The organism is Mycolicibacterium aromaticivorans JS19b1 = JCM 16368, assembly GCF_000559085.1.
Lineage (GTDB): Bacteria > Actinomycetota > Actinomycetes > Mycobacteriales > Mycobacteriaceae > Mycobacterium > Mycobacterium aromaticivorans.
In genome coordinates this window covers 283,562-305,892 of record NZ_JALN02000002.1, presented here as the reverse complement: position 1 = coordinate 305,892, position 22,331 = coordinate 283,562, and the positions used below count along the sequence as shown (strand labels likewise).

Here is a 22,331-nt window from a genome sequence, read left to right as displayed (position 1 = left end):
AAGCGCGAGCGGGGCAGTGACGGGCGGCCAGATACGCGACGAAATCGCCGAGCCAGCCTGGTGGTTCAGTGAGCGCAGCGGCCAGGGTCTCACCGCGCACGAACGGCCGGTCCGGGTGGCGCTGCCAACATCGCCCGCACATGCCGTGCGCGGCGTGGCGGCGCAGCTCACCGCAGGACACACAGATGCGGGGCGGATACTTTGGTGGGCGGGGCCGCGAGCACGGGCCGCACCACCCCGTCGACTCGCGCAGATAGCCGGGCTTTGCGCAGCGCGGGCATGTCGATTTCGCGGCGGCGAGCGTGGCCCGCTTCTGACATGGCCGGCATACCGTTTCACCGCGGAATTTGATCGGACCGCCGCATTCGCGGCAGCGGCGTGAGCACAGCATGCACCGGTCTGTCTCCGGCAGCACGATCCGGTCCCAGCCGCAGCCCGGGCATCGTGCCTTGGCGGCCTGCGCCCGCAACCGGCGGGTGCAGTGGCAGCAGTGCTCGCGGCCGATGTATCCCACCGGTGCGCCGCAGTCAACGCAGTCTCGTTGTCGTTTCCCCACCAGCCGCACCCCGTTCCGAAACGTTGGGTGGGCCTACATTGGCGGCATTGATCGGCCCCGCGCGGTGGCGGTCTTGGGCTGCGAGGCGACCGGGCGCGGTCGTGCGGCAGGCTGTTCGACTGGGGTGGTGTCGATCTCGAACAGGTCATCCGGGGTGCAGTCAAGCGCGGTGCACAAGGCGATCAGCGTCGAGACCTTGATCTGGCTTGGCTCCTTGGTGAACAGCGCTGACACCGACGCCGCCGACAACTCCAGACCCGCGCGCTCGGACAAAAGCCGCCGCAGTTCGGTGCCGGTCCATACCTCGCGCTGGGCCGCGGCCATCCGCAGCCGCCAACGAATCCTCATGCCGTCCCATCCTCTCCGCTCAGCTCGGCCAGCGTCGAGGTGACCGCGCGTCGGTAGGCGTCCTCGATGAACGTCGCCGACGGCCGCACGTACCGCATGGTCGAGCTCACCGTCCAGTGCCCCAAAAGCTGTTGAATCGCAACCAGATCCACACCACGCTCGTAGTTGTGGGTGGCGCAGGCCCGGCGCAGCGCGTGCGGGCTGAATCGCTCGGTCGCCGGTCGCCCCTCCAGCTCCATCAGATACCGCAGGCGGTTGCGGATCGTGCCCCGATGCAGTGCGCCACCGGACTCGTCGGCGAACAGCACCGGCGAGTTCGGGAACTTCGGCCGCACGTCGGCCAGGAACCACTGCAACAACATATCCAGACCGTCCAGCATCGGCACCCACCGCGGCCGGGGACCGGACATGTGGGCGGCCTTGCCGAACCGCACGTGCAACTTGCCGAACGGTCCACGATCGAAATGCACGTCCGGAATCTCCAGCAGCGCTGACTCTTCCGACCGCAGCCCAGCGTGATACAGGGTCCGAAACATCGCATAGTCCCGCGCGGCCGGCCCGTACTTGCGGGCGGTGGCAATCCGAGTCTTCAGGAACTCGAAGAATGCGCTCACCCGCTCCGGGGTCGGCGGCGCCGCGACTGCCGGCGAGTCGTCGCCCACGTGCCGGGACGCGTTGAACTCATCCACCGGGCACACCAGCCGCGCCCCGAACGCGGCCTCGATCTCGGCAGCCTTGCGGGTCTGCAGGAACCGATGGAACCCCTTGAAGATCTGCACGTACTCCCGCCGCGTCGACGCCGCCCGCCCCGCCATCGCCAGCTCACCGACCACCCGATCGATGTCCTCGCTGGTGACCTCCCACGCCGGACACCCCAGCGCCGTCAAGGTCCGCTCCAACAGCCCGATATCGTTGTCGATCGTCACCGGGCTGAATCCTCGGGCATGCCAGGACGCCACGAATGCATCGACGCATTCACGTTGAAACACAACAGGATCGGCGGCAACAGCCTCGACCGGTGCGGCGCCACCGGGAATCAGCCGCAGACCCTCCACTCCCCGCACACCTTCTTCCCGCCTAACCAGTTAAGGCAACACCTAACATATCGCGATCACGCCTTGACGATCGCTAAGACACGCAGAACAGCCGAAAGCCCAGCTAGCAGGAGAAATCAGCCACAACGAACATGTGCCAGCTCCAGTTTCATGGGGCGAAGTCCTCGGTGACAACACCGTCGCCGCCGCCATGCTCGACCGCCTCCTGCACCGCTCGGTCGTGCTCAACCTCGACGGTGACTCCTACCGCCTACGAGACCACAACGCCCGAGCCGAGAAACTCCGCCGAACGACCACCGGAACACGACAACCACTACAGTGATGGTCGCTCACAAGTGGGGAATTTCGGAGAGCACCACTAGGGAATTTCGATGAGCGCCGTCAGCGCCGCGCTCCAGAGGCTTGACGCCGGGCCATCGCCGGCACTGGAGGCGGTGGTGACGACGACTTTTCACCACGGGCTGGACATCAACGCCGATGACCCAACTGCAGTGACAGTGTCAGTGTTCGGCGCATCTGATGCTCCCGATGAATTGCCGAGCTATCCACCGCCGATCGCACGCGCGCCAGAGGATCAGGTGAAGCTGTGGAGAGCATTGTCTGACAACGTGACTCACGCGCTTGCGAAAAGCCTCCTGCACGATCTGCTCTACCTCCGGCGAGATGGAAATGTGGGCGCGCACGCGCGTGAGGCAATTACTTTGTATCTGGATGCAGCGCAGGATAACTCGGTGGATGAGACTACACGAACCTACAGCGCGTTGCGCGCCCTGACGCTGTGTCGGCAGACCAAGCAATCCACCGAGACGCCCCGTCTCCGGCAGGTACTCGAAGACCTGGCGGCCCCCGACCTGAGCAGCACTGTCCACAACAGGCCAGGCGCCACACTACCGATGGTCGCGGCCTTGGTGGAGACCGCACCCAGTGAAGCTGAGTCACCCGGATCTCAAAACGACGTACGTACCCTGCTCGAAGCAGCCCTGGCTGCTTACGGAACATCAGACCATATCGACTACATCGCACGCATTTTCACTGCCTCCGGTGCCGTGAGCGATCAACGCAAATTGCAAGTGCAACGCATACGAGCCGAGGTTCGCTTGGACCGAGCCCGCGCCGAAACTGATCCCGCGCTCAGACTGTTCAGGCTGGAAGAGGCTGCCAGCCTGGCGAAAGACCTTGGCTACACGGACCTTAGCGAGGCAGCAACGGTCGAACTCCAACAGGTAGACACCGAGTCCATCGAATGGAAGGTATTTACGTCCGAGCTGCAGTATCGACCCCAAGACGTCCTCGCATACGTCGGACAGTTCACCTATCACGGCGATTGGAAACGGGGACTGAAACATTGGCTGTCATCAAACGACGCACCCTCCGGGCAATACGACCGTAACGAGGCCCTGGCCCGCCAAACCCTCGCGAGTTCGCTTTTGTCACAGTTGATTCCACGTCGCCGAGTCGGCATCCATGGCATGCCCGAGCGCACCGGGTCGCAGGACAGCGCGTTGGATGACAAGATCCGCGAGATTGAATACAGACAAGCAGTCATGGCGGGTTCTCTGCTGTTGGCGGCCCTCAACTCTATCGGCGAACTCGCCGGTGGCACAGGCGAAGAGGAGCTCGCTGCGTTCTTGGTCGACGAATACCGATGCCATATGGCGAACGCGACGATCCTGGCGAAGGCGCTGTTGCTATTTTGGCGCGGCGAGTACCTCGTCGTTTCGCACTTCGTAACTCCGTACATCGAGGCAGGAGTGAGAACACTCCTTCTCACGCTCAACGAACCTATCTATCGGGTCGAAGTGGGGAAGACAAAAGGGCAATATGCCCAATTGGGTTCCATCTTGCCGCGCCTTAGCGACGAGGGCTTCGACAACGACTGGATACGGTATCTGCAAACTCTGCTGCTGGGCGAAGGGCAGAACCATCGCAACGACCTCGCTCACGGTTTCACCCGCCAGATGGATTCCGTTGTGGCGGTGCTGCTACTCCGGGCCAGCGCACTCTTTCTGGTGATGCCGCTTGAAGCTGCAACCGCAGCAGAGGTCGACCAGCTCAAAGCCAGGCCCACACCCCGCCCCGAGGCGCGACCCTTTTGGTGCCGTGTGACCGCGGCCTGGTCAGCGGCGGTCAGGGCATTTCACGGGCCATGACCGGGTGTCGGAATTTATTGTGCGTCAGCGTGATCGGCGTGACAGTTCGACGATCTGTCCGCTGATCGCCCAGCCTGTGCCGGTCGGTTCAGGTGTAGCAGTGAGGAGCTCACCAGCGGAACACCAGTCGTCGGCGGGATTCCACTGCACCGCGGGACCCCGTAGAAAGACCAGTCGGGGCACGGCACCCAGCACGGACCATCTGCGTTCGAGCAGGAGGGTCTCGATCTCCTTGGGAGCGGCGGGGAGGACTTTCGCGAGCCGTGCCGCGACTTCGCCCGATGTCGAATGGTCGGTGTGGGCTTGGAATGCGCTGACGACACCGTCGATGATTCCCTTAACCAGTTCGGCATTCGGGCCGGGTGAGTTTGCGCGCGGTGGTCGGATTTTCATGTTGACGGCGAAAGGCGTTCCCGCTACGAGAGTTGGTTCGGGCTGCCCGCCGCGACGGCGCGCGAGCGCTAGCCAGACCTGAGCCGGGACTTTCTCGCGGCGGAACTCGCCGAGGTCGGTCCAATCGAACGACGCCACCGTGCGGCCCTGCTGCCAGTCGATGTAGCCGCCTTCGTGGGGTACGAGCGCGTAGCGGTAACCGACTCGGTACGCCTCCCCGTTAGGTGCTGCAGGTGTCTTGAGTCCGTGTTCGAAGCGAATCCCGTGGCGGCCAGGCTGTTTGAACGAGTAGTGGAGGTTGCACAGTACGAGGTTCTCGATATCCATGCGCGGTGGTTTGTAACCGTAGAAGGCGGCGTGTAGGACTTCGTGGGAAGACGGGTGTAGCTCCGCGCATCGAGCCGTAATAGTTTTGCGCAGACGCTTTTGCCACTCAGGCTCGTTCTCGAAGTGGATGTAATCATCGGCCCAGGCCGTGACGACTGAGCTACCTGGCTCCGGTGGAGGTGCCAGGTAGCGGCCGTCGATGTCCTGTCTGGTGCCTTCCGATGCTGTGCCTGCCACCGACGTGAGTTTACGGAGCGGACGGGCAACAAATTCGCGCAGCTAGTCGTACCGCATCACTAGACTTCGGATTGGCCCAGTGGCCGCGACCTTGCGGGTGCCGGCGCGCGGCCCAGGGTTGCGGGTCGTATGGCGAACACACCGAGCCCGGAGGTTGCAGATGTCCAGCTTCAAAATTGATCTGACGCAGTGGTTCGACGAGAACTCTGAGCAAGTCGATCGCGATCTTCGGCGCTATTTCGACGCCGAGCCGGGCGATATGTTCACCGGGCGCTGGTTCGATCACTTCGCTGCGATCGGCGATCCGAATCGGTTTGAGGCCAGCGACATTGTGGCCGTCGAGGCGCTCAGTGTGGAGGTGCCCCCGGAGGCGGCGGCCAGGTTGCTGATCACCGACACCGAGCGTTTCAACGCCCTACTTCGCGCTATCCCACGTGAGATGGATTTGTGGTCGGTGGGCCGGTTGGATGTCAGCGTGGGAAGCGCGGCCGATGATCTGCACGCCGCCCTCAAACAGCTGCCTCAGGTTGGTGGTGTGACCGCTGGCAAGCTCATGGCTGCCAAACGACCTCGACTGATCCCCATCTTCGACGAGCGGGTCGATCGGATGCTGGCTCCACGCGATGAACTGTTCTGGGTGTCCATGCATGACCAGCTCAAAGACGACCAGCGGCGCAGCGTCATCGAGCGCGCATGCCGAAACGCTCCCGCGCACGTCGGACTGCTGCGCCGAATCGACGTTGCACTCTGGATGGCTGCCGCACCGAAACCGGGCAGGGCCACGCCCCGAAGCGAGTGAGCGGCGCCAAGCACCGACGACGAAGTATCTCGGCGTCACGTCGCAGGAATGGAGTCCTTCGATCGAGGAAACCTGGTGCCACCATCCTGATGCAAGTCTGAAAGGCCCCCGGTGAGCCTGACTGTGAGATGCAGTCGAAGTTCAAACCTCCAAACGTCGGAGGATGGTAAACGGGGTGAGGATCTTAGAAGGCTTCATCCAGTGTCCCGTCGCGGTCTTAATCGTCGTGGATGCGCTGCAGCAGCGTTACCCAGCACGCATAGCCGGACATCAGGTCGTCATCACCCTGCCGCCCATTGATATGAACGCCATGAATGTCGAGCGACCGCCGTTGGCAGAGCCGGAATGGCATTTCCGCGGGATCAGACTGCCTGCCAACGAAGTAGCGAGCGCCTCCTCCGACGGTCCGTTGTGGGGTGAGGTGACTCACCGCGCCGGCGACGGGGGAGTTCCGACGGCAGCGCAAGTAAAACGACTGCGGACCGTAGTCGAGGTCGACACCGATGATGCTGGCGTGCGCATGCTCGCTGAGGACATCGCGCGCGGTGCCCCCGTCTGGTGGCGGTCCGTTGCCGCCTGGATCGAGGTGCTCTACCAACAGGACTTGTCACGGCTCGGCCCTGCGTCACCAGGCTGGCACTTCAACGGAACAGCTTTCTGGACGCAGCTCGACGGCGACGGCGACAAGAATCAAGTGACCTTCGTGGCAGCTCAACCGGGTCGGTACGTCATGCTCCCGTATTCGCCTCTTACCGCCGACAAGCTGAGGCAGTGTATGAGATCAGCAGAAGACCACGGAATGCCCTCCGCAGCATGGCTATTCCTGCGCGATGCCCGCTCAATGTACCTGGGCTACGACCACAGGCGGGCCGCCATCGACGCAGGTACCGCGGCCGAGGTTGGTGTCACCCAGATGATCGCCACGCACCTAGCAAGAAAGGGCCTCGACGATGCGGAGGTGGACCAGAAACTCGAGCGCCGTACGCTCGGGCAGCTTTGCAGATATTGGCTGGATGAATGTGGCGGCACGCTCCCGGATCGTTACCGCGAGAGACTCGTCCACGTTCGCAACGATGCAATCCATACAAAGAGAAGCATCAGCCGTGCGCAGTCGGAAGACGCCATCGTCGTCGCCGCCGAGATCGTTGCCGCAGCAGATTCTCCAGATCTACGTCCTCCCGTCGCGGAGTAAGCGCCGAGACACGGGGTCGCAGCCTCGAACGTATTTCCCCTGTACGGCATGCAATCAAGATCTGGACAACCGTGTGGTTCTAGGATCCGCCATCGAAAATGGAATTAAGCGTCCGCCATAACCAGTGGAATTTCGGAAAGGCGCAGATAGGGGAGACGGCATCCGCCAACGTTGAGTGGAACCTACACGAGAAGACGAGATGTAGGTTCCACTCAAAGATGGCGGATTCCATTTCAAAATGGCGGACGATGGCGGATCCGCCATTTTCGAGTGGAAGTTGCGTAGCCTATCTAGCTATCGGGAATGATTTCCGACCGCACTCGCGCCAGACATAGTTGGTTGTTATCGGCGATTTGGCGGGATACCTGTTGTAGCGACACGGGCCAGCGCCATGTCCGGCGCGACTGCTTATTCGATTGTCACGGTGTGGTGGTCGCTTGCGACCACCATGTCATCTTTCACCACGTACGCCTCGACGTAGTGTGAACCGCGGTAGAGGGTCGATTCGTTGTGGACGTTGCGAGTCTTGTTGCCACCGATGCGGATCTGGCCGCGTAGGCCGCCGGGCACGCGGGCTGCCTCGGGTCCGTGGTTGCGAACCTTCCACAGCACTTCGTAGGGTTCGGGTGTATCGGTGCGCAGGTTGAACTGCAACTCCCGGCTCTTTGCAACGACTCGCCTCTTGCGCAGAAAGTTGTTGCGCGGCAAGTTGATAATGGTCGCTTCGATATTGGCGCTGTAACGCGGAGCGCTGACCGGGTACCGATCGTGGATGAATTCCTCGTCTGGTGCGATTTCGGCTGGCGGCAACACGGTGACGCGTGCGGCGAGCTCGCGGGTGACTTTGGCTGCCACGATGTCGTTGCGGGCGGCCTTTACCTCGTCGGCTGCAAATTCGGGCCCGAATAACTTCTGCCATGCGGTGAGGGCTGCGGCGTCGTCAACGCCTTGCAGGTCGTAGGCTTCGCGGGCCCATCGGGCATAGTCAGCGATCTTCGATTTGAAGTTGGCGATGATGGTGGGGTCGTCCCAGCGGTGGCTGAAACTGACACCGGGGCAGCTTGGGTCATCTAGCGGTGGGCTTCCAAGGTAGGCGTCCAACCAGGTGTGCAACGCCTCCAGGAGATGCACGAGGGCGGTGGGTGTGTCGGAGTATGCGGTTTGGGGGTCCCAGAACTGGACTCGCCCGCCGAGCATTACGGTCAGGATCACCGAGGGGCACGTGAACGTGTTCTTGAAGTCGCGTAGCCACTTCAGCAATCGGATGACCCGCCGCAGCTGGCCCCCGCTGATGTCGTCGCGTTCTTTCATCCAGTCTGCAAATCCAACCGGGTTGGTGTCTTCAAATACGTTGTCGCGGTAGAAGATGATGGCTTGATTGCCGTTCTCAAGGGTGATCGCCGGCACCACATCGACGTGGCAGTCGTTGGCGTAGGAGATGCGCACGCAGCGGTTCTTCCGCTTTAGCTTGTCCTTGTATTGGCTGGTGCGTTTGAACGCGGCTCGGACCTGTTGTAGGTACATCTTTGGGTTGTCGTTCCATTCCGGAACGTTCTCTAGGTGAAGCAGTATGTCGGCGTCAAATTCGTCGTATTCGGTGACTGGATCGATGATCGTCCGGTGGGCCCACGAACCTTGCGGTAGGTGCTCCTTGTACAGGCTGCCCATCTGCGCATCCTTCTTAAATGCGTTGGTAATTGCCGACACACGGGCATCGAGCTGGTCGAGGCGGTGCTGCTTGAGATTTACCGTGCTCTCTAAGAAGGCGGTGAAGTGGGCGTCGAAATCGGTGGGCACGGGCTATACCTCCAAGGCCCGGCGATAGCCTTCGCCGGTCCGGTCGTAAGTGATGATGGTCGGTCGCAAATTGGCGGACTTGAGGATGCTCCCGAAAGCGAGTGCACCTGCCAGCGGCAACGCTCCGAACACATGGAGGCTGCGCAGCTGTTTGTGTGTCGCTTCTAGATTGGTGAAGTAGGTGCGTACCGCAGCGGTGTAACGGGCCAGGACCGCCGGGTGAGAGAAGATGTCCTCGGCGGGCTGGCTGGTTGGTTGCAGCGTCCACATCGGCAAGTCGCGAAGATTATCGGGGAGGTCGCTCGGAGGTGTTGTTCCGGAGAGATTGGTGACGAGTACACCCGCTGTGGCGGAGGTCTCCCCGCCGATGAATGACACGCTGAAATCGGTTCCTGGGTCATCGATTTGGGGCCACATCCAGGAGTCGGTGGAGCGGTGACGTTGGTAGATGTCGAGCGGTACCCCGTCGTCGAGTTTGAACCCCAGGTAGATCAGCAGCGGCAGCCGGGCGATCGCGAAGACGCTCAGGTGCGAGATATCGCCGTTGACGATTCCCGGTCGTATCCGACCGTCGACTGCGCTGTCGATCACGGCGACTGCCTGGTCGTAGTACCCCGGGGCAAGTGGGTGCTCGCCCGGCAGTCTTTGCAGGTCGATCTCGACACCTTGACGGTCATAGGATTCCAAGAAGTTCGGAAATCGTTGCGCATTACGGATGACAGCTTCAGCGGCTGCAGCGCGCGGGAGCTGCATGACGTCGCCACGGATGTCACCGGCCATCCGGACAATCGCGGTGCGTTTGTCCTTCAGGAGGTCGGTTTGCGTTCGGATGTCGGCCTCGTGTTCACGCTTGCGCTGTCGAAGGAAGTCCACGTCAAGCAGACCTGCCACCTTCTGTTGGTCGATCTCGGTGTGGCAGCCCGAGCACGCCAGCATGATGTTGTCGACCTCATCCCGTTGCTCAACGGGCAGGGGATCAAGTCCGCGGGGCGATTTCGTCGACTCGACTGCGCCAACAATATGTGCCCCCTCCCCGAGGGGGACTTCCTTGCTGCTGAGGCCGCCCTCGAGAAGATACTTTTTACACAGGGTGCAGCGGCCTCCGGCTCGGACCCACAACGTGCGGCGGTCAAGTTCGGTGAGCGCCAACGTAATGTCTCCTCTGAAGTGGGCGGTTGCGCCGTGATTGCATCGGTACCTGTAACGGCCACCGATCGCGTGGCACCTAGGTGGGCCGGTACGGAATTCTGGTGGTATACAGCCTGATACGTTGCTGATCGAAACGCGTCATAGGTTGAGGCGTCGAGCGCACACGTAGATCAGTGGAACCGGCGGTGCTCTCGTGTACGCCAGACTGTCGAGTCTGCGGGTGGCGTGGCGGCGGCTGGAGGCCCCAGCCGCCGGCGAGAATCTCTACTTCTTCTTTTCGTTGCGCACGCCCTTGTGTTCGTGCGGGCTGCCGTCCAGGATTCGCCCGGTGGCCGTGTCCCGCTTGAACCAAGTCTGCCCGACCTTGAACTCGCTGCGGCCCTTGACCGCGCCGACGCGATAGTCGCGCCTGGTGTTCTTCGCCATGGTGCTCACCTCCTCCCTGAGGACTCTCGCGCCGGCTGTGTTGTCGCATGTCCTCATCTAGTAGTCGACACAGCCGACAGTGGAGTTAGTACGCGTCATCGCTGTGTCGTGTTCAGCTGCCGAAGACGAAGGTGAAGCTAGGAAACTGCACGTCACCGAGGTCAGCGTGAGTTCTGCCGGCATTGGATCGGCGGCCGGTTGCAGGTGCCCGCATATCCCCGGCATTGGTCGTTGTCGGCATTCCTAACTCGACGAGCATCTGTATCGACTACATGTTGTAAGCCCAAGATCGAGAACAAGCTGGCGTGCGTAGCGAAGGAGTTGGAGGTGGGAATGGCGCGCCACCGTGCTGATCGCCTATCGGTGGTGGCTGGATGATGCCCGGTCATCCAGACTGGGCGGCGTTGTATCAGAGGCATCGCGACGCGATGTACAGGGTCGCCGCTAAAGTGCTGCGTGAGGCCGGACTGGCTGACCAAGCCGGGGACGCCGTCCAAGCGGCCATGGTCTCATTGATGAAATCGCCCCCAGCGGATGTGATCAGCTGGGAAGCGGTGTTGATCAGGATCACCCAACGGCGCGCACTCGACATCCTTGACTCTGCGGTAGTCCGCCACGCGGGCCCGCCGCTGGCTGAGGAACACGACACCGCAGACCCTCGATATCACGTTGAGGACATCGACGACGCCATCGATCGGCAACGGCAGGCGCGCCAGGTGACGCAACACTTCCCGTTGCTCACCGACCAGCAAAGGTATGTGGCCTGGGAGTACGTTGCGCGTGATCGTCCAAGATCTGAGGTCGCGGCCGAATTGGGTGTCACACCGGCTCGCGTGAGCCAAATCAGCGCCGCAGCTATCCAAACATTGAGAGAAGCGATGGGTTTGACAGGAGGGAGCAGATGACCAACGAAGATCGTGACAGGATTCTGCAGGACTTCCTGGATTCCAGATCGCACAAGGACATTGAGTCCTTCACTGCCGACTGGCCTGAACCCAATCGCACTGAGATCGCTTCGCTAATAGACGTGGCAGAACTTCTGTGGGAGGCGGGCCACGAAGCTCCTCCCTTGGAGGCGGACCCAGTCGCCGCCATGCTCGGACTGATCCCGGATCCACGTCTTGGCTTGGATCCTCGCGCCATGTCTCGCGCGAGAAAGAACGCGAAGCTCAAGCCAAGCGACATCGCTGGCCGTTTGCAGACCCGAGGGTGGGACATCGCTGTGCGGGACGTTTTCCAATGGGAAAACCAGACAGACGCGAATGTGGCGCCAGCACTGATAAAGGCCATCTCCGAAGCCCTCGGCGTCTCGCCAGAGGAACTGACGATAGATCGAAGTTCGTCATCTGACACTCAAACACTTGCTTCGATCGTCCGGTCTGCTCGTTTTGAAGGCCTGGCACGGAGATGGGCGCGGCTTCAAGGTGTTTCGCATTCGTTGGCGTCGTCGGCACTGCAATCGCGGATGCTTGCAACTGTCCACCGTGGCGATCGCCCCGATCAAGATCAGATGTTGCAGTCACTCGATGCACTGATCACCGCGATGGAGGAACGAGATCCCAATCATGGATCTTGACCGCGCTACGAAACTTGCGCTTGATCAGTTAGAGGCGGGCACGCGCACCAGATTTGCCGCTGACCCTATCGACACCCTTTGCAACGCTTTGAATCTGAAGGTTCAAGCCGTAGAGCACCTCTCCCAACGACGAGACGACGGCGGCGCATGCGATGGAGTTTCGTATCTACAGGACGGTGTGATCCTCTACGCGCCGACACGTTGGAGCAAACGGCAGAACTTCACGTTGGCCCACGAACTCGCGCACTGGCTAGTCGAGCAACAGGACGAGCTCTATGACTGGCTAGCGGATCAATCAGAACCACAACGCATGCTCGAAACGTTGTGCGACAGAATCGCCCAGCGGCTCTTGCTCCCGGAAGCGCTGATTGATTCAGTCGTTGGCGCTGGACCTGTCCGCGCCTCGCATGTAATCGAGCTGTATAACCGAAGCGAAGCAAGTGGGCCCGTATGTGCTATCGCCCTGGCGAAGCGCTTAACCTGTTCCGGCTCAGTGGTTTTGATCGACAGAGCCTCAGGCAGCGTCGCTTACGCTAGCGTGATGCCTGACGTCGAGGAGGGCTGGCCGAGCGTCTTTCCATGGCCGGGGAATGCCGTGCCCACTGGCCACCCGTTCCTCAACATGCGGTCCGGAGACAGTTGGACTAGACTTAGCTACTGGAGTGCGCCGTGGGGCACCCAGCGTGAGTACTACGCGGACGCGGTTTGCGAGGGCACCCGTGTCATGGCGATTCTGGCCGACTTAGACTTGTGGAACTCCGAACAACTCCACATTGATGCACCCGGAGAATTCGACCGAAGGCCATCTGCCGAGATCGCCTGCTGTGGCCGAACCTTAACAGTTCGCGGCTATCCCTGCGATGACTGTGGCCAACAGTTCTGTCCTTCATGTAAGCGATGTAAATGCGATCGGCGCGCTGAACGCGAAGAGACTTGCACGGGCTGCTACTTGAAGTTCCAACGGCATCTGCTGGTCGGCGGCTTGTGTGAAGACTGCCGTTGAGCGGGCTGACGTCTGCATAAATGGAGAGCTGATCGGCACCTGGCAACGCCCGGCTGCCGCTGCGCTAGGACTCTTGATGCCTCGCGACGCAGGAGGGTACTCACTCGAGCACATTTTCCTGCAGATGACGGGGCTTGGCCCACGGGATCCGGTCCCGTGAGCGAACGCGCCTGCCACACTCACAGCGTGCAAATCACCGAGATCGCGGGGTACCGCGTCATCCGTCAGCTCGGTGCGGGCGGGATGGGGCAGGTGTTCCTCGTGCAGCACCCGCGCCTACCGCGGCAGGACGCGCTGAAGCTGCTCGACGCCGGGGTCTCCCGCAACGACGACTTCAAGGTGCGGTTCCAGCGCGAGGCGGACCTGCTCGCTCAGTTGAGCCACCCGAACATCGTCACGCTGCACGACCGCGGCGTGTTCGAGGGCCGGCTGTGGATCACGATGGAGTACATCGACGGCACGGACGCCTCGGAGTTGCTCAGAGTCGACGGTCCGCTGGACCCCGACCTTGCGGTCCAGCTGGTAGGTGCCGCGGCCGCGGCGTTGGACCACGCCTGGCGCAAGCAACGCGTCACGCACCGCGATGTGAAGCCCGCGAACATCTTGGTCGGGATCGACGAGACCGATGGGGCGCCGCAGATTGAGTCGGTGAAGCTCGCGGATTTCGGCATCGCCAAGGCCGCCGGTGAGTCCACCTCGTTGACGTCCACCGGGATGACCATCGGGACGATGCAGTACATCTCGCCGGAGGCGATCGAGGGCGAGGAGGTCGACAACCGGTCGGACATCTACTCCCTAGGCTGCACCGCGTTCCACCTGCTCACCGGGAAGCCGCCGTTCACGGGAACCTCGATCGCCTCGGCGATGTCCGCGCACCTAGCCAAGCCGGTGCCGTCCATCACCGCAGTCAACCCGCGTCTTCCGGACGGTATGGACGCGGTCTTCGAACGGGTGCTGGCAAAGCGCCCCGACGACCGATACCAGTCCTGTGCGGAGTTCGTCACCGCGCTGCAGGAGGCGGCTGGCGGCGAAGTCGCAGCGTTCGCGCCGACCATGGCAGCGGTCACGCAGCCGTCGAACGAGCCGACGCAGGTGCGGAAGGTCACAGCGAAGGCCTTGCCGCGACCGCAGTCAAAGTCTCGGACGGTGCCTATCGCCGCGGCGGTGGTGGCGACGGTCGCAGTCGCTGCGACGGCGGTCGGCATCTACGTCACCCGTGGCGGGAGCGATGAAGCCGCGGCGCCGGCGGCCAAAACGGCGGAGATTTCGACAGCAACCGTGCCCCCGGTGAGCGCGCCGCCGTCATCGGCGCAGGCCGCGCCGCTGCCCGACAACCCATCACCAAACGCAGGCTGCCCAGGTACCGCCACCGCTCACCACGACCTCGAGCATCCGTATCTGGGCCGGATGCGGGTTTTCGTCATCCCCCAGACACCGTCGTACGGCGCCGCTGTCGGTGACGGCGCCTGCATCTCTGCTGTGACCGCTGCCGGATTGGTTCTCATGCCGATTCCCGTCAAGTTCGGCTACGGATTCGAGTTTGCCGAGCCAGCGACCGATAGCACCGGCAATCTCTTCATTCGTTACCACGGCGGCGGAGCTCACGACCCTGCAATGGTTCTGGTGTTGGTCCCGACCGCACAGGGGTTCAGGACAATCGGTGAGGACATGCTCGACACCGAGCTGATCGGTCCCGGCGTCGACGGACGATACGTGCTTCGCGAACACCAGAACGACTGCACACCCTCGTGCGCCAACGGGACATGGACCGACAAGGACTTGCATTGGGGCGGAAGCGGTTACGTCGGGGAGGACAAGCCGGCGACGCCCGCGGTCACTTCGACCGCGGTGACGACGACCACCGCGGCTCCGCTCCTGTACGAAGGCAAGCCATGCACCCCAGCTGAGTCCGGCGATGTATCACCAGATGGCACGTTGTACTGCAGCATGGAGACGGGTTCGTGGAGAGACAAGACCCACCAGAGTCGGCCGGCGGTCCAGGTCGGGTCGGCGTGCAGCGAGCCCGGGGCGCGCGCCCGTGTCGTGCAGACCGACGGGATCGCCACTTGCAAGGCAGACCTGAACGGCGACCTGGCGTGGGGCTGGTGAGCGCCCCGGCTTGCCTGACGTCGGCGTGTACACCGAACCGCCGGGCTGACGACCTACTCCGCTAAGCCCAAACCCATCTCGGCCCGCGGCAGGATTGCGGCCTTCCTGGCGTCGGTGCTCGCACCCCCCCGGTTGCTCGGGATCAAGATCTGGACGACCGTGTGGTTCTAGGATCCGCCATCGAAAATGGAATTTAGCGTCGGCCATCTTGAGCGGAATTTTGGAAACGCACTGCTAGAGACGACGGCATCCGCCAAGTGAAACTGGAACCTACACGAGACGAGAGAGCCTCACCGATATCCGCGCGGAAGGTGCCAACGAGGAAGCCCGCGCAGGTCGCGACGTTCATGCCCGCGACGCGATGCCATCGGGGCCCGGTAGCACTAGCCGCCATCGCTCTCTCAGCATCCGCAATTGAACCCCCAATGAATGTGGGTATCGCGCTACGAGCGAAACATCGACGGAGAGCTGGACGGCCAAGACTGACCTGCGCAATGAACTTAGTGCCGCAGATGCAGACTTCGCAGCGGGCAACACCATCAGCGGCGAGGAGCTGCGGCGCCGCTACGGACTGCCGTGATCGGCCCCCTCGCAACGCTCACAGCGCCCGCCGTCGAGATTGGACATTGCCTAGGCCGTTTAGCTATCAGGAGGTGACGCCAAGATCCGAGACGCGCGGTGTGAGATATGAGACACCGCGGCCTGGGATTACGGCCTGGGGAGCGGGGCCCAGAGCGATGTCTCGATTCTCTAGATCCGAGACGGATCGTCAGTGCAAGTCGCGTTCAGGTGGCCGCGAGTTCGAGTTGCACTTCAACGAGCCAGTCCGAGTGGTCGGTGTCGTTGGTTTCCAGGTAGAGCTCGCGCCACCGACCCCTTTGAACGCTCAGTGCGTGGTCGTCGCCTTCGGCCCAGCGCGCGATGGCTTGGTGAGCCTCGTTCATGTCCGCAACGGCCCCGCGTCGCACAACCGACGCGACTGAGACTCCCGGAAGCTCGACGACATCGAGGCCCGGCACGTTCGCGGCCGGTGCGAGGAAACCTGCGTGCAGGCGCAGTGTGTGCTCGTCATCATCTCGCCAGGAGATGGGCGAGGCACGGTCCGCGGAGGCGTCGTCCATCAGCGCAATGACGCGTTCGAAGAGTGCCTCGACATCGAGCTCGTTGGCGTCAGCTTCCTCGCCAACAAACTGGTGCAGCGCGAGAACCCGTTGCGGGGCAATGGTCTTCAGCTCGACATCGGTGATGGTCATCGTCGTCTCGCTTTCGATCAACCGCAACCGTGCACGGACCCGGTCGAGGGTCTGTCCATCTCGAAGTAATTGCGTCTCTAGGTCGGCCGCACGCATGCGCAGCATTCCTCTGAGCTCGGCTGCGTCGACACCGTCGGCGAGAAGCGTCCTGACCTGCTCTAGCGGGAAACCAAGATGCTTGAGCGCAACCAGCCGGTTGAGCCGTGAGATCTGACTGGCGTCATAGAGGCGTCGTCCAGTGCTGGGATTGACTTCGGCGGGCACCAGCAGTCCGATGTGGTCGTAGTGGCGCAGCATGCGAACACTGACCCCGCCCAACTGCGCGAACGCACCAATCGAATACATGAAGACCACGATCGCGCATGACACCGTGTCATGTGCAAGCCCTCCCGGGGTGACCCTGCTACCTCGATTGGTCCAGGACTGACCGGCTTAAGCAACTGAAGCCCCGTCGTGTGGGACAGGACCTGATCGACCTCGAATCTCTACAAACGAGACACACGCAGTGGCCTGCAGTGACTCTGCCATTCCGGTCGGTGACACACTCATGCGATGACAGCTGCCAGAGCTGCCCTTCACCGAAGAGTCTCGGCGTTACTGGAGTCCCGCAGCGATGATGAGCTGGCGGCGCTGGTGGGAACCGGTCGAGTCATAAACGTGGGTGTCGGCGGCGGCTCGGAACTCATCGACGTCGACAGCGTGCCGGTGTTCACCAAGCGGATCCCACTGACCAACCGGGAGATCGCCAACTCGGGTTCCACAGCGAACCTCTTCGACCTGCCGATGTTCTGCCAATACGGTATCGGCGGACCAGGATTCAACGCCTGGCGAGAGCTCGCCGCAAACCTTAGCGTCACTGACGCCGTCCTGGCCGGTGAGACGCAATCGTTCCCGATCCTCTACCACTGGCGGGTACTACCTGGCCGGTCGCCGGTCGCCGCCGAACACGCAGACATCGACGCCGCCGTCACCTCCCAAGGCGGCTCTCCGGCCGTGCGAACCCGTCTCGAAGCGCTGGCCACCGCCACGTGCAGCCTTGTGCTGTTCTGCGAATACATCCCACACCCGATAGAGGACTGGCTGCGAACAAACCCGACTGACAAGGCTGTCGCAGTCGAGCGGCAGCTTTTCGAGATCGTGACGTTCCTGCGGGATCGGGAGTTGCTGCACATGGACGGGCATTTCGGCAACATCCGCACCGACATGGAGCGGATCTATCTCAGCGATTTCGGGCTGGCCATCTCGCCGCTATTCGACCTGTCACCCGCTGAGCGCGACTTCACTGCACGGCACGTCGCGCATGACGCCGGCTACGCCGCCATGCGACTCGTCAACTGGATAGTGACCGACGTTTGCGGAGTGCCCAAAGGCAGCCCAGCCGTCCACAACGAGTATGTACGCCAGTGCGCCGCTGGACACGTGCCGGATGACGTGCCGCCGCCGATCGCCGCGATCGTGACGCGGCACGCATCCACCGCCGCGACGATGAACGCCTTCTACGGCAGACTGTTCCACGGCGACGTCCACGCCGTGTACCCGCTCTATGAGGGAGATTGAGCCAGCGCCCCGCGGGTGATCGCCGACGTCGGTAGAGCCGGTCTCCGTCCTAGTCGCCTGAGAGGACAGGATCTGATCGCTCTCGGTTCCCTAGGAGCGAGACGCAATTGTCGGCGCTGTGGGGTGGCTTCGTTGGTGCTAAGCGATACTGGCTCGGTGGGGGTGGGGGTTTCGATGCCGTGCGACTGTGACCAGTCGATTCGCGCACCCGAGAACTGCATCGATTGATGAGATCGATACTTATAGCCGCTGGTGTAGCGTTCGCGGTCGCCTGTCTGTTCACGCCTGTCTTGATACGAGTGTTCTCCCGACTCGGGTTAGGCCAGCCGATACGTGACGAAGCCCCGGAAAGTCACCAACGCAAGCGGGGAACGCCGACAATGGGCGGCCTGGCGATCCTCACAGCGATCTGGGCCAGCTACCTCACCACCACTCTGTTTGCCGAGCTCATGCTCGGAGGTGAAGGCCCGACCGCATCAGGACTACTGGTGCTCGGATTGGCCACCGCGCTAGGTGCTGTCGGTTTCACCGACGACTTTCTCAAGTTGCGGCGCGCCCGCAATCTCGGCTTGAACAAGAGAGCCAAGAGCGCTGGCCAACTCATCGCGGCCATTCTTTTCGGCGTTCTCGCGCTGCACTTCCGCAACGCCAACGGTCTCACTCCTGGTAGCGCTGAGCTGTCGTACGTCCGCGACATCGCCGCGGTCACACTGCCGCCCGTGCTGTTCGTGCTGCTCTGCATCGTGGTCGTCTCTGCCTGGTCGAATGCTGTCAACCTGACTGATGGTCTCGACGGGCTTGCCGCGGGCGCCATGGCAATGGTGGCCGCCGCGTACGTCCTGATCACTTTCTGGCAGTTCCGAAACCAATGCGCTGTCGCCCCCACGCCCGGGTGCTATTACGTCCGGGATCCACTCGACCTGGCTCTTGTAGCCGCTGCGACCGCCGGCGCTTGCATTGGCTTTCTATGGTGGAACGCCGCACCCGCCAAAATCATCATGGGTGACACCGGTTCCCTGGCGTTGGGCGGCATCGTCGCCGGGCTGTCGGTGACCAGCCGCACCGAGACCCTGGCCATCATCCTGGGCGCACTGTTCGTCGCTGAAGTGGCCTCGGTCGTCATCCAAGTGATCTCGTTCCGGACTACCGGCCGACGGGTGTTCCGAAACTCTCCGCTGCACCACCACTTCGAACTGATGGACTGGCCGGAAACCACGTTGACGATTCGGTTCTGGCTGATCGCCGCCATCTCCTGCGGGCTCGGGGTCGCGCTCTTCTACAGCGAATGGCTGACTGCCGCCGGCATCTAAGCCCAACCCGTCATCAGGCGGTACACCGGCACTTCATGCGAGACAGGACATGAGACGTTCCATATTCTCTACAAATGAGACAGGCAGGTGGGCCGTGGCCGTTGGTTGTCTCGATCAGTTGAGCGGGCATGAGAGAGTGAGTTAATGGGGGACGCTCCTGCCTCAGCCCCCCGTTCGTCGTTTCTTCGCTACTGGGCGGCTGCTGCGATCAGTTCGTTCGGATCAGCGGTGACGGCTGTAGCGATGCCCGTCCTGGTGGTTCAGTTACTCGGCGCAACACCGTTGGAGGTCGGCGTCGTCAACGCCGCCCAGTTCGTGCCCTACGCAGTGCTCGGGCTCCTCGCCGGGGCGTACACCGATAGGTGGCGTCGTAAACCAGTGCTGGTGTCGGCCAGCGTCGGGCGAGCACTGTGTCTGGGCGCAGTTCCTGCTCTGTGGCTTGTTGGGGAACTGCAGATCTGGATGTTGGTGATTGCGCTGTTGTCGTTCGGTGATCCGCCCCGGTGTGTCCGGAGAGTTCTTCTTTTGGGAAGGATGGGCACGTGGGAGCGAAGTCATCGAGGCGGTATCCGGAGGAGCTGAAGCAGCGAGCTGTGCAGATGGTGGTGGATCTGCGTGGCGATTCGACGTCGGAGTGGGAGGCGATGGGTCGAGTCGCTGATCTGCTGGGTGTCGGTACTGCTGAGACGGTGCGTAAGTGGGTTCGCCAGGCCGAGATCGACGGTGGTGTGCGGGCAGGGCAGACCAGTGAGGAATCCGAAGTCCTGCGCAAGCTGCGTCGGGAGAACGCCGAACTCAAGCGGGCCAACGCGATCTTGAAGGCGGCGTCAGCTTTCTTCGCGGCCGAACTGGACCGGCCCTCTCAGTAGTCGTGGAGTTCATCAGCGCCCACCAGGGACACCGGGTGGGCGCTGATGGTCTCAAGTGGGGTGTCGAGTCGATGTGCGCCGTGCTGGATGAGTACGGCGTCACGATCGCCCCGTCGACGTATTACGCGCATCGGGCCCGTGGTGGCCCGTCGAAAGCCGATCTGGCTGATGCGCAGATTATTGACGCTATCTGGCGGCTGCGGCGATCTTCGGCACTGTTCAAGGTTCTCGGTGCCCGGAAGACATGGATTGTGTTGCGCACCAATGGACTCGATGTTTCTCGGTGCGTGGTGGAGCGGGTCATGCGGGAAATGGGTTGGCGTGGTGCATGCAAGCGGCGGCGGGTGCGCACCACAGTCGCTGACCCGGCAGCGACTCGGGCTCCGGATCGGGTCCGGCGGTGTTTCGTCGCCGGTGCACCAGACCGGTTGTGGGTCGCCGATTTCACGTATTGCCGCACCCGTGCCGGCTGGGCCTATACGGCGTTCGTCACTGATGTTTATGCCCGCAAGATCGTGGGCTGGAAAGTGGCCACCGAGATGACTCAGAAGCTGGTCACCGATGCGATCAATCACGCTATCGATACCAGGAAGCGTTCCGGTGCAACGACTTTGGCTGATCTTGTTCATCATTCGGATGCGGGTTCGCAATATACCGCGGTGGCGTTCACCGAGCACCTGGCCCTCGAAGGCATACTGCCGTCAATCGGCACCGTCGGGGATAGTTTCGATAATGCTCTGGCCGAATCGGTGAACAGCAGCTACAAGACTGAACTCATCGACCATCAACCGCTCTATCCCGGCGCTACCGAACTGTCCCTGGCAACGGCCGAATGGGTCGCTTTCTACAACCGTCAGCGACCCAATGGCTATTGCCAGGACCTGACACCGGACCGGGCCGAAGCGCTCTACTACCATCGCCTCCAGCACCCTCAAACCGAGGAGGCACTCAAGTAACAGAGCCTCCGAACACACCGGGGCGGATCAGCATCGGCGAGATCGGCTACGGGCGCTTGGAGGTCGATGATTGGCTTGGCTGGCAGATTGGGGATCGAGGTGGACCCGACGTGCGCGATGCGGCCGATCAGCCAGGGTGTGAGCATCGTTTCGAGGTAATCGCGTTCCTGCTCACCACGGACAGCCCAGCTCGGATCTGCACCGACGAGATCAACAGGTTCTGTGGCCCAGGGCGGCGGGGCCTCAGCGTCGGCCGGCATGCCAAGTTTCCCTCCAACTGCGGTTTAGGGGGCTGACTGTCAATCGCACACAAGAAGCACGGAGTCACCCCTGGTCTAGGACCGCAAGATGTCGGCGGGGGAGGCGATCTTGACGAAAGCCCGTGCGGCCAAGGCGAGGTCGTCGTCGGCGGTGACCAGCGCATCGGCTTGCAGTTGAGTGAGTGCGATGTACTGGGCCTGGTGGACGTCGGGCCAGTTCAGCTTGATGGCTAGCTGCCATGCGTTGTCTTCCAGGGATCGGTCGCCAAGGAACCGGATGCCCAGCCCACGGACATCGTGGAGGATCTTTCGGGCCGTCCGATCGTCGATCTCCCCGCGGCGCACCGAGTCGTACACCAGGGCGAGGACTTGCGAGCGCAGTAGCGTGGGAGCAGTCAGGCTGTGCTCCGGCGGGATGGCCGCGCCGTCAGTAGCGAGGTCGATAGCCACCCGTGCATCGATGACGAACGTAGTCATGGCCGTACCCTCGCACTGACCACTGACGTCCTGCCTACCGACGTGCAGTCCTACCCGCACGTCATCGCCATCGTCGATGCCTTCGGGGCGGCGGAGCGCCACTTTCAGTGGCACCAGATACACGCCGTCCTTCGGGATCAGCGACGTCGTCACCTCCGTGGCACCGATGCGCACCTGCGCCGGAATGACTCCCCAGCCGTAGGTCAGCTCACCGTGGTGAGCGTGCAGGAAGTCATTGACGTGGGTAGGTGTAGCGACGAAGAAGTACGGTGCAGGGCCACGCCACTGGAACACCTCGGCCTCGAACTCCCAGTCCACGGCCTCAGGCTAAGGCGGTACGGGCGCTGGCGCACCCAAGACGGCGGTCACCACGCCCGACCAAGAAAGCGAACGGACCGGCCATCGGCATTCATGTTGACCAACGCCGCACCAACGATTGAGTGCCACCGGTCATGGAACGCATCGACGCCCACGGTGCCGCCGAGACCCCCGGGAGGAGACCGAACGCGTCGTATGTGTCCCCTAAGATCCG

General features: G+C 62.4%; 20 protein-coding genes and 1 pseudogene. 12 read left to right on the top strand and 9 right to left on the bottom strand.

Annotated elements, in window-relative coordinates; all coding sequences use genetic code 11:
* Positions 1 to 589: 589 nt before the first annotated feature.
* Positions 590 to 904 (bottom strand): helix-turn-helix domain-containing protein, encoded by a 315-nt coding sequence (locus tag Y900_RS27715; RefSeq protein WP_011777793.1) that lies wholly within the window; start codon positions 902 to 904, stop codon positions 590 to 592.
* The gene (locus Y900_RS27710) at positions 901 to 1,968 is read right to left on the bottom strand and encodes a tyrosine-type recombinase/integrase (RefSeq protein WP_036348541.1); all 1,068 of its coding nucleotides are present in this window, start codon (positions 1,966 to 1,968) and stop codon (positions 901 to 903) included. Before Y900_RS27710 ends, Y900_RS27715 begins: the two co-directional genes overlap by 4 nt.
* Before the next feature lie 139 nt (positions 1,969 to 2,107).
* Here Y900_RS27710 and Y900_RS31315 point away from each other — a divergent pair.
* Both Y900_RS31315 and Y900_RS27705 read left to right on the top strand, forming a co-directional pair.
* Positions 2,108 to 2,281: pseudogene (locus Y900_RS31315) on the top strand (ATP-binding protein); the annotation flags it as partial.
* A 49-nt stretch (positions 2,282 to 2,330) separates the two neighbouring features.
* Complete coding sequence (locus Y900_RS27705; protein ID WP_036348539.1) at positions 2,331 to 4,109, top strand: hypothetical protein; 1,779 nt, start codon at positions 2,331 to 2,333, stop codon at positions 4,107 to 4,109.
* Between the two features lie 24 nt (positions 4,110 to 4,133).
* Here Y900_RS27705 and Y900_RS27700 read toward each other — a convergent pair whose 3' ends face one another.
* Positions 4,134 to 4,829: a hypothetical protein gene (locus Y900_RS27700; protein WP_036348537.1), complete on the bottom strand. Its 696-nt coding sequence runs from the start codon at positions 4,827 to 4,829 to the stop codon at positions 4,134 to 4,136.
* A 397-nt stretch (positions 4,830 to 5,226) separates the two neighbouring features.
* Between Y900_RS27700 and Y900_RS30575 the strand changes: the two genes are divergently transcribed.
* Positions 5,227 to 5,865: a DUF6308 family protein gene (locus tag Y900_RS30575; protein WP_051660518.1), complete on the top strand. Its 639-nt coding sequence runs from the start codon at positions 5,227 to 5,229 to the stop codon at positions 5,863 to 5,865.
* Between the two features lie 175 nt (positions 5,866 to 6,040).
* Positions 6,041 to 7,057: a hypothetical protein gene (locus Y900_RS27690; protein WP_131536333.1), complete on the top strand. Its 1,017-nt coding sequence runs from the start codon at positions 6,041 to 6,043 to the stop codon at positions 7,055 to 7,057.
* A 408-nt stretch (positions 7,058 to 7,465) separates the two neighbouring features.
* Here the strand turns inward: Y900_RS27690 and Y900_RS27685 are convergent, their stop codons facing one another.
* The 3 genes from Y900_RS27685 to Y900_RS32820 all read right to left on the bottom strand — a co-directional run bounded on the left by Y900_RS27685 (position 7,466) and on the right by Y900_RS32820 (position 10,429).
* The gene (locus Y900_RS27685) at positions 7,466 to 8,854 is read right to left on the bottom strand and encodes an SMODS domain-containing nucleotidyltransferase (RefSeq protein WP_051660517.1); all 1,389 of its coding nucleotides are present in this window, start codon (positions 8,852 to 8,854) and stop codon (positions 7,466 to 7,468) included.
* Between the two features lie 3 nt (positions 8,855 to 8,857).
* Positions 8,858 to 10,003 (bottom strand): SAVED domain-containing protein, encoded by a 1,146-nt coding sequence (locus Y900_RS27680; RefSeq protein ID WP_036348533.1) that lies wholly within the window; start codon positions 10,001 to 10,003, stop codon positions 8,858 to 8,860.
* A gap of 264 nt (positions 10,004 to 10,267) precedes the next feature.
* Positions 10,268 to 10,429: a hypothetical protein gene (locus tag Y900_RS32820; RefSeq protein WP_192827619.1), complete on the bottom strand. Its 162-nt coding sequence runs from the start codon at positions 10,427 to 10,429 to the stop codon at positions 10,268 to 10,270.
* A 374-nt stretch (positions 10,430 to 10,803) separates the two neighbouring features.
* Between Y900_RS32820 and Y900_RS27675 the strand changes: the two genes are divergently transcribed.
* The 4 genes from Y900_RS27675 (at position 10,804) to Y900_RS33255 (ending at position 15,117) form a co-directional block, all read left to right on the top strand.
* A complete protein-coding gene (locus Y900_RS27675) occupies positions 10,804 to 11,334 on the top strand; it encodes a sigma-70 family RNA polymerase sigma factor (RefSeq protein ID WP_036348531.1) in 531 nt (176 codons plus the stop codon).
* The gene (locus Y900_RS27670; RefSeq protein ID WP_036348528.1) at positions 11,331 to 12,005 is read left to right on the top strand and encodes a hypothetical protein; all 675 of its coding nucleotides are present in this window, start codon (positions 11,331 to 11,333) and stop codon (positions 12,003 to 12,005) included. The genes Y900_RS27675 and Y900_RS27670 overlap by 4 nt, the downstream gene beginning before the upstream one ends.
* The gene (locus Y900_RS33815; protein ID WP_081845397.1) at positions 11,995 to 13,008 is read left to right on the top strand and encodes an ImmA/IrrE family metallo-endopeptidase; all 1,014 of its coding nucleotides are present in this window, start codon (positions 11,995 to 11,997) and stop codon (positions 13,006 to 13,008) included. The genes Y900_RS27670 and Y900_RS33815 overlap by 11 nt, the downstream gene beginning before the upstream one ends.
* Positions 13,009 to 13,194: 186 nt before the next feature.
* Positions 13,195 to 15,117, top strand: coding sequence for a serine/threonine-protein kinase (locus Y900_RS33255; RefSeq protein ID WP_051660515.1), 1,923 nt, complete (start codon positions 13,195 to 13,197; stop codon positions 15,115 to 15,117).
* 785 nt (positions 15,118 to 15,902) lie between these two features.
* Here Y900_RS33255 and Y900_RS27660 read toward each other — a convergent pair.
* The gene (locus tag Y900_RS27660; protein ID WP_036349018.1) at positions 15,903 to 16,715 is read right to left on the bottom strand and encodes a MerR family transcriptional regulator; all 813 of its coding nucleotides are present in this window, start codon (positions 16,713 to 16,715) and stop codon (positions 15,903 to 15,905) included.
* Between the two features lie 207 nt (positions 16,716 to 16,922).
* Between Y900_RS27660 and Y900_RS27655 the strand changes: the two genes are divergently transcribed.
* From Y900_RS27655 to Y900_RS27640, 4 genes are all read left to right on the top strand, one after another.
* The gene (locus Y900_RS27655) at positions 16,923 to 17,927 is read left to right on the top strand and encodes a serine/threonine protein phosphatase (RefSeq protein ID WP_036348526.1); all 1,005 of its coding nucleotides are present in this window, start codon (positions 16,923 to 16,925) and stop codon (positions 17,925 to 17,927) included.
* 227 nt (positions 17,928 to 18,154) lie between these two features.
* Positions 18,155 to 19,237, top strand: coding sequence for a phospho-N-acetylmuramoyl-pentapeptide-transferase (gene mraY / locus Y900_RS27650; RefSeq protein WP_036348524.1), 1,083 nt, complete (start codon positions 18,155 to 18,157; stop codon positions 19,235 to 19,237).
* A gap of 144 nt (positions 19,238 to 19,381) precedes the next feature.
* Positions 19,382 to 19,819, top strand: a complete 438-nt coding sequence (locus Y900_RS31305) for an MFS transporter (protein WP_237752748.1) — start codon at positions 19,382 to 19,384, stop codon at positions 19,817 to 19,819.
* Between the two features lie 17 nt (positions 19,820 to 19,836).
* Positions 19,837 to 21,062, top strand: a protein-coding gene (locus tag Y900_RS27640; RefSeq protein ID WP_192827621.1) for an IS3 family transposase whose coding sequence is annotated in 2 segments (ribosomal slippage) — positions 19,837 to 20,068 and positions 20,068 to 21,062 — 1,227 coding nt in all. Because the reading frame shifts where the segments join, the coding sequence is not laid out codon by codon here.
* Here Y900_RS27640 and Y900_RS31300 read toward each other — a convergent pair.
* Both Y900_RS31300 and Y900_RS31295 read right to left on the bottom strand, forming a co-directional pair.
* The gene (locus tag Y900_RS31300) at positions 21,038 to 21,322 is read right to left on the bottom strand and encodes a GrpB family protein (protein ID WP_081845396.1); all 285 of its coding nucleotides are present in this window, start codon (positions 21,320 to 21,322) and stop codon (positions 21,038 to 21,040) included. The two genes, Y900_RS27640 and Y900_RS31300, sit on opposite strands and share 25 nt — an antisense overlap.
* Positions 21,323 to 21,397: 75 nt before the next feature.
* Entirely contained in the window at positions 21,398 to 22,117 is a 720-nt protein-coding gene (locus Y900_RS31295) for a type II toxin-antitoxin system VapC family toxin (RefSeq protein ID WP_081845395.1), read from the bottom strand.
* Between the last annotated feature and the right edge of the window lie 214 nt (positions 22,118 to 22,331).